Origin of the sequence: Nostoc sp., from assembly GCF_036917465.1 — a bacterium.
Taxonomy (GTDB): domain Bacteria; phylum Cyanobacteriota; class Cyanobacteriia; order Cyanobacteriales; family Nostocaceae; genus Nostoc.
This window is the reverse complement of the sequence record NZ_JBALDL010000104.1, coordinates 1-14,695: the sequence shown is the minus strand read 5'-3', so window position 1 is coordinate 14,695 and position 14,695 is coordinate 1. Positions and strand designations below refer to the sequence as shown.

Annotated in this window: 12 protein-coding genes and 1 pseudogene; 6 read left to right on the top strand and 7 right to left on the bottom strand. The window is 39.3% G+C overall.

All coding sequences use genetic code 11. From position 1 onward, the window contains the following. Window positions 1-7: 7 nt before the first annotated feature. The 7 genes and pseudogenes from V7K38_RS27485 to petH form a co-directional block, all read right to left on the bottom strand. A pseudogene (locus V7K38_RS27485) lies at window positions 8-182 on the bottom strand (Uma2 family endonuclease); the annotation flags it as partial. A gap of 78 nt (window positions 183-260) precedes the next feature. Beyond that, on the bottom strand, window positions 261-1,229 hold the full coding sequence (locus V7K38_RS27480; RefSeq protein WP_334862608.1) for a hypothetical protein: 969 nt from the start codon (window positions 1,227-1,229) through the stop codon (window positions 261-263). 3 nt (window positions 1,230-1,232) lie between these two features. After that, window positions 1,233-2,354: an AAA family ATPase gene (locus V7K38_RS27475; RefSeq protein ID WP_334862606.1), complete on the bottom strand. Its 1,122-nt coding sequence runs from the start codon at window positions 2,352-2,354 to the stop codon at window positions 1,233-1,235. Beyond that, complete coding sequence (locus V7K38_RS27470; RefSeq protein WP_334862604.1) at window positions 2,351-3,469, bottom strand: DUF262 domain-containing protein; 1,119 nt, start codon at window positions 3,467-3,469, stop codon at window positions 2,351-2,353. Before V7K38_RS27470 ends, V7K38_RS27475 begins: the two co-directional genes overlap by 4 nt. 286 nt (window positions 3,470-3,755) lie before the next feature. After that, window positions 3,756-4,454, bottom strand: coding sequence for a Uma2 family endonuclease (locus tag V7K38_RS27465; protein WP_334862602.1), 699 nt, complete (start codon window positions 4,452-4,454; stop codon window positions 3,756-3,758). Window positions 4,455-4,584: 130 nt separating this feature from the next. Beyond that, window positions 4,585-5,871, bottom strand: coding sequence for a homoserine dehydrogenase (locus V7K38_RS27460; protein WP_334862724.1), 1,287 nt, complete (start codon window positions 5,869-5,871; stop codon window positions 4,585-4,587). Window positions 5,872-6,010: 139 nt separating this feature from the next. Beyond that, window positions 6,011-7,357 (bottom strand): ferredoxin--NADP reductase, encoded by a 1,347-nt coding sequence (gene petH / locus V7K38_RS27455; RefSeq protein ID WP_334862722.1) that lies wholly within the window; start codon window positions 7,355-7,357, stop codon window positions 6,011-6,013. 884 nt (window positions 7,358-8,241) lie between these two features. On the opposite strand from petH, the gene V7K38_RS27450 reads away from it, so the two are divergent. From V7K38_RS27450 to metK, 6 genes are all read left to right on the top strand, one after another. Continuing rightward, entirely contained in the window at window positions 8,242-9,303 is a 1,062-nt protein-coding gene (locus tag V7K38_RS27450) for a glycosyltransferase family 2 protein (RefSeq protein ID WP_334862600.1), read from the top strand. A 264-nt stretch (window positions 9,304-9,567) separates the two neighbouring features. Further along, window positions 9,568-10,266: a PIG-L deacetylase family protein gene (locus V7K38_RS27445; RefSeq protein WP_334862598.1), complete on the top strand. Its 699-nt coding sequence runs from the start codon at window positions 9,568-9,570 to the stop codon at window positions 10,264-10,266. Window positions 10,267-10,496: 230 nt separating this feature from the next. Beyond that, on the top strand, window positions 10,497-10,721 hold the full coding sequence (locus V7K38_RS27440) for a polysaccharide deacetylase family protein (RefSeq protein ID WP_334862596.1): 225 nt from the start codon (window positions 10,497-10,499) through the stop codon (window positions 10,719-10,721). A gap of 158 nt (window positions 10,722-10,879) precedes the next feature. Further along, complete coding sequence (locus tag V7K38_RS27435) at window positions 10,880-11,038, top strand: hypothetical protein (protein ID WP_334862594.1); 159 nt, start codon at window positions 10,880-10,882, stop codon at window positions 11,036-11,038. A gap of 545 nt (window positions 11,039-11,583) precedes the next feature. After that, window positions 11,584-12,588, top strand: coding sequence for a phosphoribulokinase (locus V7K38_RS27430; protein ID WP_334862592.1), 1,005 nt, complete (start codon window positions 11,584-11,586; stop codon window positions 12,586-12,588). A gap of 424 nt (window positions 12,589-13,012) precedes the next feature. Then, entirely contained in the window at window positions 13,013-14,287 is a 1,275-nt protein-coding gene (gene metK, locus V7K38_RS27425; protein ID WP_334862590.1) for a methionine adenosyltransferase, read from the top strand. The last annotated feature ends 408 nt before the right edge of the window (window positions 14,288-14,695 follow it).

The following is a 14,695-nucleotide window of genomic DNA, read 5'->3' as shown; positions in this document are numbered from 1 at the left end:
GCGATGTCTAACGACAAGCCACTTCGTGTCTACGCAATTGAGCAGTCAAGCGATCGGCTCTTTCCTCACCAATCAACAATAAATTACCTTGCAAATCCCACCACCGTAGCCAGGGTAATTCCATATTGTAATATTGTCCCTGCCAAATTACCTAACTCAACTCCTAAAGGATCTAGGTCATAAGGCTACCTTTGCAGGACTAAGGGTTGTTTTTTAGTCTAGCAATGGAAGGAGGGAGAAGGGCGATCGCAATATTTCTATTAAGTTCTATACTTTACTGTAGGAAGATGGCGACCAATATAGCCAATAATCACTATTCCTGGTTGTTCTGCTAAAAAATAGATTCGCCAGTTGCAGAACCTTAATTTAACGTGTCGTTCAAATAAGCGATCTTTACCATCAGGACAACGAAAAGTTCTTTCTTTAAAATATTTACCAAGCGTTGGTTTACTTTCTCCCGATTCCTCAATAGGATACCCGTCAAGATTGAAATAGCCATTATTCCAGTTTTTAGTGCATTTGTGAAGCTCAAATAATATGCTCACAACAGGCTGTAATTCCAACTGTCCAGTACGGATATCTTCTAACTGCTTTCTAACAACATCGCAGAATTCTAGGTTAGGAAATAATTCCTCTCTGCGATTCCAAACTTCTAACCCATCGCTAACATTTTGATAAATGCGCTCTTGGTTTTGTTGAATTAGACTAGCGTGTTCTTCTACATGGCTGCTACGGCTAGCATGGATAATTTCTACACTTTCGCTAATTATCTCTCCATCTTCATCCAAATATCGAAATTCAAGTTTTACACGGTTACAATCCCAGGATTCTTGAGAGAGGAAGCTGATTGCAATCGTATTAAGTACATAAGCAATACCAAGCCCAATAGCCATTTCTCCTTGATGAAAAAATTCAGATAAGCTAGTATTCTTTTCAAGATATTGGATCTCTGAATTTGCAATATCAGTTGAAAAAGGTGCTTTAGTTGCAAGATTTTTGATAAAAAGTCGTTCAACTTGATCCGCATGATTAAGCCAGTGACGAAGAGGATAGTTAGGTGCAAGTATTATTGTATGGAAATCTTCTTTAGTGCGGAGGCTTACCTTTACCCCTTGAGCTTTGACTGCCTTTATGGTCTTAATTAGCTCAGACATTCTTTGCTGTGCTACTTGTTCATTCGGAGCCGGATTTCGCAGAGATAACTCATTTAATATTAAGTCAAAATCCACCTTTTACTCTCCCGCAGGCTCAAGTAAAACATCTAAACTTTTTTCCCATTCATCGAAGAAACCATCAGGCCATTTATCAATTCTTCCATTGCGATCAATATGTGGAGATACTACTTCTGTAACAGTTTGTCCTTCTTTTTCTTGTCGCTGAAAATAATGTAGCTGAACATCATACGGCTTAATTTTGCCTCCATGAACGGCAAGACGAATACCATTTAGCACATGATCACTATGAGTTTCTATTAGTATTTGAATTCCACAACTAGCTGCAAGCGATAATAATTCACCCATCTTGACTTGCCCTTTAGGATGTAGATGTGCCTCTGGATTTTCAATTATAATTAGTGTACCCGGAGAAGATGATAAAACTGCTACGATAATCGGTAATGTGTAACTAATTCCAAATCCGACATTAGTAGTACGATAAGGGTTACTATCCCCATAAAAATATTGCAAACTCATCAAACCGATATCTGAATTTGAGTTAATTTTAATCCTTGTACCAGGACTAACTTCTCTCATCCATCCTTCAACCTGGCTGCTAAGGGCGTTAGATTTTGCCATCGGATGTCTTAGTTTACTTTGAAGAACATCTTTATCTTGATTAATTGCTAAAAAATGTGCAGTATATTCACCCTTACTACCTAACTGTCCTAGTCGTCGTGCTTGATAATCTGACATATCATAAGATGTTCGTGGCCCGAGACGTTCAGCCTGTAAATAGTGAAATCTTTTATTGAAAGGACTTAATTTATAGACATTCTCAATCGGTGATTTTGAATCTAAATTATTTAAAACATCTGCACCTGTCTTAATGAGGTCATAGCTAAAACGCCAAATTCCTTTTTTTTCATCATTCCAAATAATCTCGAAACCAAGATAATCTTCTTTGGCTCTTTCACAAAATGCATCTTTAGCAGTACCAATACGTACTAATTCACCATTCAATGCTAAACCAACATTTGGCAATAATTCTTGTTGATAAGATTGGCGGAGCAAAAGTAGCGATTGTAGTACAGAAGATTTTCCCGTACTATTTAGACCAGAAAGTAAAGTTAGTGGCTTAAATTCAATTAACTGATTTTCAAACGCTTTGTAATTGGTCAATCTTAGAGAATTAATCATAATAATACTTCTTGGATAATTTTTTCAACTGTTTCAAATCTATGCTCTATTTTGTTTGCTGCTTGAGATATTGATACTAGAAATTCTGTATCGTTGTCTACATATTTAACAAAAGTATCTATTAGTTCTTTTTTTCTCTCTTTTAATATTTCAATATTTTGAATATCGAGCTTTGCAAGATTTACAGACCAAACTTCAAACAAGGATTTATTGAGTGGGAATTTTCTTTTATTTTTCTTAGAAATTTTGCGAAAAGCGTTATTATTAAAAATATCAAATGCTGCGCTCATCGCTTTTTTAAACATTTTTTCTAAGCTTTGTATTTCTTCCTGACAAAGACTATTTATCTTCGATAAAGCTTTACTTAAAAAAGAATCTCTAGTTTCATCTTTATACTCTTTATAAGAAAATAAATAAAAAGCAATAAATCCTAGTACAAACTCTCTATCATCCATTCTCTTTTTTTTATCTGGGCTAAGATTAACAACACGTTTGAACTCTGGGAAAGAAGCTAGATTAGCCAAAAGTTTTGTAGCTTGCCCAGGATTCAAAGCATGTCGCAATTCCTGATTTGAAAGACGTACACCTCCTGTATTAATACGTTTGAAGATATTATACTTGACTTCCAAAGGTGTGCCTTTTTCAATTAAATATACTGTAACTTGAGTTTCTAATATCCGACGTTGATATCTGCGCTCTAATTCGTCGTAGGTTTTATTATTAAGCTCTTTCAGGTATTCTAATCCAACTAGTTTAAGACTTTTATCAATAACAAAATGCTTGAGTGCAGACAATCTTTGTAAGCCATCTACAACTACCCATTCATCTTCATTTGTAGCATCAATATAAAAAGCAGGCAATGGAATTCTAATTAGAATAGATTCAATTAATTTACCTTTTGCTTCTAAAGTCCATATATTTGCTTGTCGTTGAAATTCAGGTGCTAAATCAAGCGCATCTTCGTTAATTCTTCTGAGCAATTGCTCAATAGTTGGCTCCCTTGTAACAATATTTATTTTCTCAGGGTCATACTGAAATGTAACTTTTTCTTCTTGTTCTTCATCATTGTCTTCTTCATCAGCTAATTCTGCGTTGTAGTTACTCAAATCTGTCACAGCCCTTACTCCTTAGTATTAACACTTGTTTGTTCACTCAGTTATTAGTAATGCTTGGTGTTACTACATCAGCAAATGGGACTTTTTAACTGGCGTATTTCAATCCTACTATTTCCCCAAATAATAGAGACGCGAAATTTCGCGTCTCTACGTACCTAGTCTATTACTTGTTTACCTTCCCCAGGCAAATCCAAAATTGGTGCGATCGCCTCCGGTAACATCAGAGTGATCGCACCTTTAACCCTATTCCAAAATATTAGGCTTCTGGTTCAATACCGAGCGATGTCTAACGACAAGCCACTTCGTGTCTACGCAATTGAGCAGTCAAGCGATCGGCTCTTTCCTCACCAGTCAACAACAAATTACCCTGCAAATCCCACCAACGCAACCAGGGCAATTCGGCGTTTTGATAAACTCCATGCCATAAGCCTAACTCAACTCCCAAGCGCGTAATCGGATAATGTCCGCGTTCATTTGCTGCTAATAACTGATATTGTCCACCAATTAATTCATAAACTTCTACACTGGCTTTATTCGCTTCATAAATGCCATAAAAAGCGGGATGGATTACTTGCTCATAAATCCAAAATTTGCCCTGCCAAGGGGTTTTATCTCGTTCTTCACTACCATCCCCAGAAACAAATTCTAAGGCAATTAAGGGGGCAATAAATTCTCGCCACAGTACATAAGACCTCCGCGTTTGTCCATCGAGCAAAGGCGGTACATTTCCTACATAAAACCAATCTGGTGCTTCTGCGCCTCGTTCTGGCGGATCTGTCAAGCGCCAGTAAATACCTAAGTCCTGTCCTATACAATATTGACCTTCAGGATGTAATTTTTTAAGGATAGGTGTAATTGAGTCAGTGAGTAAAATGCTTTGGGGATGCTCTTGCCAATTTTTCACAAATGTACCGTCTGACTCTGGTAGCTGCGTATGGTCGGGGAACGGGGTGAGGGCGGTGGATGGATCGGTTGCAGAGGTCATAGGTCTAGCCTCGCGCTGGGGTGAAGTTTATTTTTTAGTTTAGCTTGCTTAGTTAACTGGAGATTGTAATCCTTCGGGGTAATTAAAAATTGGAGCAAAGCAAGTTGACGAGCTTCACTCCCGACTAATCTCAAAGTACACGCAGTAAACTAGGAATGCTTTCAATTCCTTCAAAATCCCGAATTTCTGCCAAAGCTTGCCGAAAGTTCCCCTCCCGCACATCATGGGTAACAACCACAATCTCTGCAAGTTCCCCTTGAAAGCCAGTTTGGACAATTGACTCTAAGCTAACGCCATAGTTACCAAAGCAAGTTCCCAATTTACCAATAACTCCAGGTTGATCGTTCGTGAGGAAACGGGCATAAAACCGAGTTATCAGTTCTACCATCGGTGCAATTTGGCAATATTCTTGATGTCCACAAGCTATTAAAGGATTTGCAACTGCTGTATTGGTTTTGAGGACAGCAACTAAATTCAAGATATCTGATGTCACAGCACTGGCGGTTGCACCAGCACCAGCACCGGGGCCAAAAAACATTACCTGGCCGATGGGTTCTCCTTCGACAAGAATGGCGTTGTAAACGCCGTTGATGCTAGCCAAAGGGTGAGCTTTGGGCACTAAAGTCGGATGAACTCTGACGGAAAGTTGCGATGAGGAAGTATCACGTTTAGCGATCGCTAATAATTTAATCACAAATCCCAATTTTTCGGCGTAGGCAATATCTGTTTTGCTAACTTGCCGAATCCCCTCGGTATAAACATCTTGTAGGTTAATGCGTCCACCAAAGCTTAATGATGCGAGGATGGCAATTTTATCTGCTGCGTCTAAGCCATCAATATCAGCCGTGGGGTCAGCTTCAGCATAACCCAAGCGCTGGGCATCAGCTAAGACATCGTTGAAATTGCTGCCTTCTGTTTGCATCCGCGTCAGGATGTAGTTAGTTGTACCGTTCACGATGCCTGTGACAGTGTGAATGCGGTTAACACTTAAAGACTGCTTTAGGGGTTGTATCACCGGAATCCCACCACCCACCGCAGCTTCTAGCATCACGTATACGCCAGCTTGATTGGCAGTGGTAAAAATTTCTGCCCCAAAGCGGGCGATCGCTGCTTTGTTGGCGGTGACTACATGCTTACCATTACTCAAAGCTTTGAGAATTAGCGATCGCGCCGGCTCCAATCCACCCATCACCTCGACAACTATATCTACCGCCGGATCGTTGACAATAGCTTCTAAATCTGTAGTTAAAACTTCCGTAGACAATTCTACAGCACGGGGCTTATCTAGCGATCGGACTCCCACCCGATAGATTTCTATCTCTTGCAACAACGGGTGACGGCCAACCCTATCTTGCAACAACTGCACTGTCCCCGTTCCCACGGTGCCTAATCCCAGTATTCCTAGTTTCACACCCACAATTTCTGCACCCAATTTCACAAATAACAATTGTAGGTAGAGCGTTTGCCCTACCTACTGATTATCCTGCTTCTTTTGTCATTTGTCCTTCGCCCTTCGTCAAAAACTAATGACCAATGACCAATGACTAATGACCAACTTAGTAAGTTTCTACGTGCCAGCGACCAGCTTTCTTGATTTCCTTCTGGTAAACACTCCAGGTTACGCCTTCCTTAGCAGCAGCAGCAGTTAAAGCTGCATCAATACCTTCTTCCATACCCCGCAAACCGCAGATGTAGGTGTGGGTTTTTTCATTTTTAATTAACTGCCACAATTCATCGGCATGTTCTGCTACGCGGTCTTGAATATACATTCTACCGCCTTGGGGATTTTTCTGTTCGCGGCTGATAGCAGCAGTGAGGCGGAAGTTATCAGGATATTTTTGTTGAATTTCTTCCAGTTCTTCCTTATATAACAGGTTTGGAGTTGTCGGCACACCAAATATTAGCCAAGAGAATCCTTTAAATTCGTATTCTGGGTTAGCAGCTTTTTCCGCATCTTTAAATTGCCGCCAGAGGTAAGCCCGCATCGGCGCAATACCTGTTCCAGTTGCCATCATGATCACATTAGCATCAGTATCTTGGGGTAACAACATTTCCTTACCCACAGGCCCGGTAATTTTTACCTCTTCCCCTGGCTTGAGGAAACACAAGTGTGTAGAGCAAACACCGTAGACTGTTTCGCTAGTTTCTGGGTGCTTGTACTCCAACTGGCGGACGCACAGTGATACTGTCTTATCATCTACATCATCGCCATGACGGGTTGAGGCAATGGAATAGAGTCTAAGTTTTTCCGGCTTGCCGTTTTTGTCTAATCCTGGCGGAATAATCCCAATACTTTGACCTTCTAGATACTTCAAATCACTGCCAGATAGGTCAAATTTAAGGTGTTGAACAATACCAATACCGTCTTCTTTGACTAGCGGTTCATTAGATATTACCTTGCCAAGAAACGGAGCATTGGGACGGTAAGTGTTAACAGGAACGTCACCGTGGTCTTTTTTGGCTTTCGCTTGAGTCATGGTGTTGCCTTTCTTGTCCTTATTCTTGAGCTGTTCTTCAGCTGGTGGTTTAGCAAAACCTTTGGTTTCACTATGAGTATTTACAGGTGTGGCTTTACCATTCCCTTCAGTGTTAGCAGTTTCCCCAGATGTAGCTAACTCGCTGACTTCGCTTGTAGCATTCCCAAGTGAGGCTTTACCATTAACTGGCTCTAGAGCCGTTACAGGCTGGATGCTAACAATTGTGCCGCCTAGACGAGTGATACGTCGCATTTCTTGATTCATGCGGTTGTAAGGTACTCTGATGAATACACTGCCACTTTTCCGAATTGGGTAGTTAGTTTGATCGGTTTCTTCGCTCTGACGCAAACCCACTACTTCATAAACGAAGACGCGGCTACCTAATTCTATGTTGGCAGCACCCTCAACAGCACCTTGATTGTACATTCGTTCTACCACTCCGATAATTTACTTAACCGTTTTTCAAAAAAAAACTATTCCCCTACCTTGCCAGCTTTAGTTTACCGGATTTTCGTTTCACAAAACTGGCTCTGAAGGAAAAACGGCATCATTAAATTAACGCCTTGCTAAGTACACTCACCAAAGACATGCAGGCATAGCAAAAAACACACCTGTTCATCTTCTAAGGTAAAGGATAAGTCTTATGGAGAATGTTAATAATGAGTCAATTTAATCTTTTTTTCGTTAACTATCACCCCTATCAGGGAGATAGCTTTTTACCTTACTACCGAAGAAGCAACTCATAATAGTAGATATTCTCACAAGGCTGCTTTGATTGGTAAAAGCGATCGCTCATCTCTCCAAAAGTTAAAGTTACTATTTTACTTGCCTGCTCCAGCCCTTTACATCGGAGAATGACAAACTCCGAAGGTTTTCTTCCGATTGGTTTTACTTCCCCAAATCTTTTAATCCCCCACAATACTCTTAGCTACATTTATCACCTGGTCATAGTTAATTACACAACTAGGACAACTTCAGCTTTGAACATAACGACAAATATAACTATTCTCTAAGTAACTATAACTAATTTTTACTTGATGTGAAAAATCTCTCAACCTCATATTAACACCTTAGTTGAACACGGACACTTTTATTTGAGTAGCTTGAGTAATTTATAAGTAAAAACCTGGCGATAAACAAAATTATACCTTATAGGATCGCACTACTTAGAGTCATAATACTCGCATCAGATTTTTTCTAAGAAATAAAAAATTAGGAATTATCTTAATCAAGCCTTAACCTTTTTGATATAGAGTTTATATTAATAAGAATCTTTGTCAAATATTTTTAAAACTCATGTAAATTTGTAATTGGGCGTTTTAACAGTTTTTGAATTCACTTTTTCAGGCTTTGTGAAAAATCTGGGACAAAAATTTTTTAATTTAACTACCATGAAACCTGAAGTATCTATAATTATTCCAGCATATAATACTGAAAATTATATTTTTAAAGCTATAGATTCTGCCTTGAATCAAAGTATTAGTAATATTGAAGTAATTGTTGTTGATGATGCCTCTACTGATAACACATTAGAGGTAATAAAGAAGTTTAAGGATCGGCGGTTGAAGATATTAGCCAATGAAAAAAATCTTGGTGTGGCCGGTGCGCGTAATCGTGCTTTAAGAATAGCTGAAGGTCAATGGGTAGCTGTTCTTGATTCTGACGATTGGTATGCACCAGAACGATTAGAAAAACTTTTACAGATAGCATACTCAGAACAAGCTGACATGGTTGCAGATGACTTATTTTTCATAGAAAATGGGAAAGACTATCCTTGGAGTACATTAATTCGTGAAGGTGGAGAGTGCATTAAACAACTAAAATTAATCGATACACTTTATTTTGTAGAAACCGATATATTTGGAAAACAGGGATTACATCTTGGTTTATCACAGCCTATAATTAAACGAGATTTTTTAATTAACAACAGTATCGAGTACGATGAAAGATTAAAAATAAATGAAGATTTTTGGTTATATTTGGAGTGTTTATTGTTTGGTGCAAAATTTATACTTATACCAGAACCATATTATTTTTATCGCTCTCGCCCAGGTTCATTAGTGCATTCGAGTGCGAAGCAAATTATTGAAGTAACTCGCCTGAAAATTACAGAATTGATGGCAATGCAGGATCTAGTTAATCGCGTTCCTAATTTAGCTCAAGCTTTATCTGAAAAAGTAAGAATTTCTCAAAATTCTTTACCTTACTATAGTGTTGTTGAGTCTATCAAAAAAAAAGAATACTTTCAGGCTTTAATCCAAATAGTAGACAATCCATATTTTTTTACTCTTCTTACTTCCTTCCTTCCTGCTATAATTGATAGAAAAATTAGAAAAGGAAAAATTAAAGTAGGCTTCAGAGGTAATCTATAAACTCTGTCGGATTAAATATGTAATATAAACGAAGATTTTTCCGGCAAATTAATTATTATTAGCTGTTTTGCCCAAACAAAAAATTATTTAATAATTCAGATATATCCCAGCTAAAAATGACTAATACATTTATGAAAAAAATGGAGTATTACAGTGCATACAAAAACTTTTATTCTTGAATTAAAAAATAAATTATTGTGGATATCTAAGCTATTTTTAAATGCGTTGCTATACAGATGGCTAATCCATTATGCTAGTCAACCTATGAATATTAGTCAAAAATCGGTAATGGTAGTTTCGCCTCATCAAGATGACGAAGTACTAGGTTGTGGTGGTTTAATTGCATCTAAGCAAGAGCAGAATATCCCAGTGCAAGTTGTTTTTATTACTGATGGAGCAGCTTCTCATTCTTGGCATCCTCGATTTCAAGCTGGAGAAATAGTTCCAATTCGTAAAGAAGAAGCACTGAAAGCTTTAAGTATTTTAGGTATTAAACCATCACAAATTCATTTTATTGATCGGCCTGATGGTAAACTTAACTTTTTGAATTCAGTTGAACGCCAGCAAACTATCGAGCAATTAGCTCAACTCTTACAATCTTTTCAACCCGAAGAAGTATATGTTACTCATCGTCATGACCGTAGTGAAGATCATGAAGCAACTTATAAGTTAGTTCAAGAAGCAATTATGTTTTCTGAGATTAAAACTGATGTGTTGCAGTACGCTATTTGGATGTTCTGCAATTTTCTAACGGATGGGAAGGTGCAACTTGAAGATTTAGCAGGTGCTTATCGTTTGTCTATTCATCATGTTCAAGACAAAAAAAGACAAGCTATTGAAGCCTACAGTTCTCAATACTTACCTATAGATGCTAAATCGGGTGCAGTACTTAGCCGTAATTTCCTCAGACAGTTTTTCTTGCCTTATGAGGTTTTTTTTAAATTAGACTCCATTCAGAAGTGAATTGGTTTAAGAAGGGTATTTCAGCAACTTTTATCATTTCTTTCTATCTTAATAGTTATCGTAAATAAAAGGGTTTAAGACCCCAACCATAAAGGTAGCCCTAGTTTCAGTCGGGGTTTAAATCCTCCAGAGTGCGTTCTTGGGGTTTCCCCAAGAACGCACTCCTCTTCTCACAAGGGGAGACGCTACGCGAACGTCTGAAATTGTCTAAAATGTTTGAATTTTGAATTTTGCATTGTTATCGGACTGTTTATTTGAAAGCACTGCCGGTCTTAAAGGAATTCTCAATACCAGCAGTTGCCTTTATTACTACAAGCAATATTGATAAGAGCGGAAATAATTACAAGACAAATAGTGAAACGATAAAACCTTATTTGACATGGAAAGATGTTGAAGCTCTTGCTGAAGCAGGAGTTACTATTGGTTCTCATGCTATGACACACCGTTCTTTTTAGAAAATGAGTCCTAGATGAAGCCTATCAAGAAACTCTCGTGTCTCGTGAAGCTATAGAAAAAATTTAGGGTTCAGGTAACAGCTTTTACATATCCCTTTGGTACATTGGCTGATTTTAAAAATTCTACAACCCAGATTCTTAAGGAAAGCGGCTAGAAGTTGGCTTTTACTTCCCAACACGGTGCTAGTTTTGCCATGTCATGTATCAAGGTAGAAGGTGGTGAACCAATGTGGATGTTTCCTATGCTTGTCTCTGGTGGGTTAAATGAATGGCGATTTATTGATAAAATACTCTGGCGATCGCACCAAAGTCCATAGATTTACTTAGCGCACATTTTTGCGTTAAGGCTGTAATTTGTCATTTGTCTGATGTATTACAAAGGAAAAACGACAAAAAACATCCGCTAATTCTTCTTGACAGCAAATCTTGTATGGGATACGCCATTCTGTTAAAATCAAATATACCACTAGGATTAAATACTTACCGGCACCAAAATTCAGGCTAGTCCGACGAGTAGCAACTTATAAGAGAATCCAGGAGGGAGAAGCAGAGGGCAGGAGGAAAGAAGTATGAATGAAAATTTTATTTCTGGGTCAAAAGCCCAGTTCAAAAAGAAGAATTGTATTGAGCGAAAAGTGCCGCGATATATAAGGTGTCTACAGCTTAAACCCCACGCTTTTAAACGTGGCTTACTTCTACCTCCTGCCTCCTGCCTCCTGCTTCCTTTGTTGCCTACCCGCTTGGTGTCTTATAGATGTGCTAGGTAGCAAGAACGCAGGATAAACCAAAGGGGTAACTCCTGGCTTCAGAATCTGCTGTGTGAAAAAATATTGAGACAATTTTAGTATTTTAGAGGGGATTTATGACAAGTAAGCCGGAACGCGTGGTACTGATTGGAGTAGCCGGAGACTCTGGATGCGGTAAATCTACGTTTTTGCGTCGTTTGATAGATTTATTTGGTGAAGATTTAATGACAGTTATCTGCTTGGATGACTATCATTCTCTAGATCGCAAACAGCGTAAAGAAACTGGGATAACGGCGTTAGACCCCAGGGCGAACAATTTTGACCTGATGTATGAGCAAATTAAAGCGCTCAAAAGTGGTCAAGGGATTGATAAGCCGATTTACAATCACGAAACTGGCTTGCTCGATCCGCCAGAACGGGTGGAGTCGAATCACATTATAGTCGTTGAAGGGCTGCATCCTTTATATGATGAGCGGGTGCGATCGCTAATCGACTTCAGCGTTTATTTTGACATTAGCGATGAAGTCAAAATTGCCTGGAAAATCCAGCGAGATATGGCTGAACGCGGTCATCGCTACGAAGATGTGTTAGCACAAATCAATTCTCGCAAACCCGACTTTGAAAAGTTTATCGAACCACAAAGAGAATTTGCCGATGTAGTTCTCCAAGTATTACCTACCAACTTGATCAAAAACGACACCGAGCGTAGGGTACTAAGAGTACGTATGCTTCAGAGAGAAGGTAAGGAAGGCTTTGATCCAACCTACCTATTTGATGAAGGGTCAACAATTAATTGGACTCCCTGTGGACGTAAACTAACCTGTTCTTACCCTGGTATGCAACTATACTATGGCTCAGATGTTTACTATGGTCGCTATGTCTCAGTACTAGAGGTGGATGGTCAATTTGACAACTTGGAAGAAGTAATTTATATCGAAACTCATCTCAGCAATACATCCACAAAATATCAGGGTGAATTGACTCACTTGTTACTTCAGCACCGTGAGTATCCAGGTTCCAATAATGGTACTGGTTTCTTCCAAGTACTTACAGGTTTGAAAATGCGAGCTGCTTATGAGCGGTTAACAGCTACAGAAGCAAAGTTAGCAGTTCAGGTTTAAAAGCAGTAGTGCTTGTGTCAAAGTTTGCGGGGGCGCTTTTGGGCGTTCCCTTTTTTTGTGTTATTAAATACATTTTGGCTAGAAAATAATTTAGTATCAATTGATATTTTTTAAAGATACTTACCTTATAATTAATGGTTTTTATCAATCTTAGGAAGATACTAACTACTGAAGTATAAATATTGTTATGATTTCATAAATTAACGTGAGTTCGACAGCTAATGTGGTGTTCGCTTAACAAGGTGAATTACAAACCTCTCAGAGGTTTTACTACGCAAAACCGTCCTTCTCCAAGTTGGAGAGGAACAGATTAGAACTTAAGTTCAAGTCAGGGAAAGGTTCATCGAACTCACGTTAAATATAGGTAGTTGAACTGAATACCACATTTAGTCAGCTAAAAAACTCAAGTCAGGAGGAATTTGCTTTGTCTCGTCGATATTTATTTACCTCCGAGTCAGTCACCGAAGGTCATCCAGATAAAATCTGCGATCAGATTTCTGATACCATTCTGGATGCCCTATTGACACAAGACCCCAGCAGTCGTGTTGCTGCTGAAGTAGTAGTTAACACTGGTTTGGTGCTAATCACTGGTGAAATAACCACCAAAGCCAATGTAAATTTCGTCAATCTCGCACGCAAAAAAATTGCTGAAATTGGCTATACCAATGCCGATAATGGCTTTTCTGCTAACAGCACCAGCGTTCTGCTGGCTTTAGACGAACAATCACCCGATATTGCCCAAGGCGTTAATACTGCTCAAGAAACCCGCGAGCAAGATAGTGACGAACAATTCGACAAAATTGGTGCGGGCGACCAAGGTATAATGTTTGGCTTTGCCAGCAACGAAACACCAGAACTGATGCCCTTACCCATCAGTCTCGCTCACCGCATTGCCCGCCGATTGGCAGCAGTTCGCAAAACAGGTGAATTGTCATACCTGCGCCCTGACGGTAAAACCCAAGTAACTGTGGTTTACGAAGATGGAAGACCAGTAGGTATTGATACAATCCTAATTTCCACCCAGCATACAGCTAATATTGGGGAAATTACGGATGAGGCAGGTGTACAAGCCAAGATTAAACAAGACCTCTGGGCAGCAGTAGTCGAACCTGTTTTCGGCGACATTGACATTAAGCCTAATGAAGAAACACGTTTTTTGGTCAACCCCACTGGCAAATTTGTCGTTGGTGGCCCTCAAGGAGACTCTGGTCTAACAGGACGGAAAATAATCGTTGATACCTACGGTGGTTATTCACGGCATGGTGGCGGCGCTTTTTCTGGCAAAGACCCCACGAAAGTAGACCGTTCTGCGGCTTATGCGGCTCGTTATGTGGCGAAAAACATTGTCGCTGCCGGATTAGCAGAAAAAGTTGAAATTCAACTATCTTATGCTATTGGTGTAGCACGACCAACAAGCATTTTAGTAGATACCTTTGGTACCGGCAAAGTGGATGAAGAAACTTTACTGGAATTAATCAACCAACACTTTGAACTGCGTCCAGCAGGAATTATCCATACCTTCAACTTACGCAACTTACCAAGTGAACGAGGCGGACGTTTTTATCAGGACGTTGCAGCTTACGGTCATTTTGGGCGGACTGATTTAGACTTACCTTGGGAACAGACCGATAAAGCCGAATTGTTGAAGCAAGCCGCAAATGAGTCACTTTCGCCAGTAGTTGCTCAGGCACTAACTTAGACTAAGCTGAAAAACATCTATAAGGGTTCTCGGACTTTGTAAGGTACAAGAACCCCACCCCCAACCCCCTCCCCGCTTGTGAGGAGGGGGCTATAATATAGCCTAAGATTGCCGGGATAAAGTCTTCACATCACTGATAAGTAGATTAGAAGCAGGAGAGTCTCTTGAAACATGGAAATTCAGGCTAAAAGCCTCAATTTCCATGTTTGACAAATGACTAAGTAAGTCGGTGGAGATAAATCAAACTATGTTACGAAATGTAAACAGGCTTTAAACTCTTACCAAGAACAAATGACAGCCCCACTAGTTAGCTTTACAGCATTCACGGCTGTTATGAGGTACAATAACAGCAACTAGCAAACCAGTTTCTTAAATGTTGAGGATTGATTAAATCGAGTGCAACTGAGA

Coding starts and splice junctions, on each gene's coding strand:
- V7K38_RS27475 (WP_334862606.1), bottom strand. CDS start 2,354: ATGATTAATTCTCTAAGATTGACCAATTACAAAGCGTTTGAAAATCAG.
- V7K38_RS27465 (WP_334862602.1), bottom strand. CDS start 4,454: ATGACCTCTGCAACCGATCCATCCACCGCCCTCACCCCGTTCCCCGAC.
- petH (WP_334862722.1), bottom strand. CDS start 7,357: ATGTACAATCAAGGTGCTGTTGAGGGTGCTGCCAACATAGAATTAGGT.
- V7K38_RS27445 (WP_334862598.1), top strand. CDS start 9,568: ATGAATATTAGTCAAAAATCGGTAATGGTAGTTTCGCCTCATCAAGAT.
- V7K38_RS27430 (WP_334862592.1), top strand. CDS start 11,584: ATGACAAGTAAGCCGGAACGCGTGGTACTGATTGGAGTAGCCGGAGAC.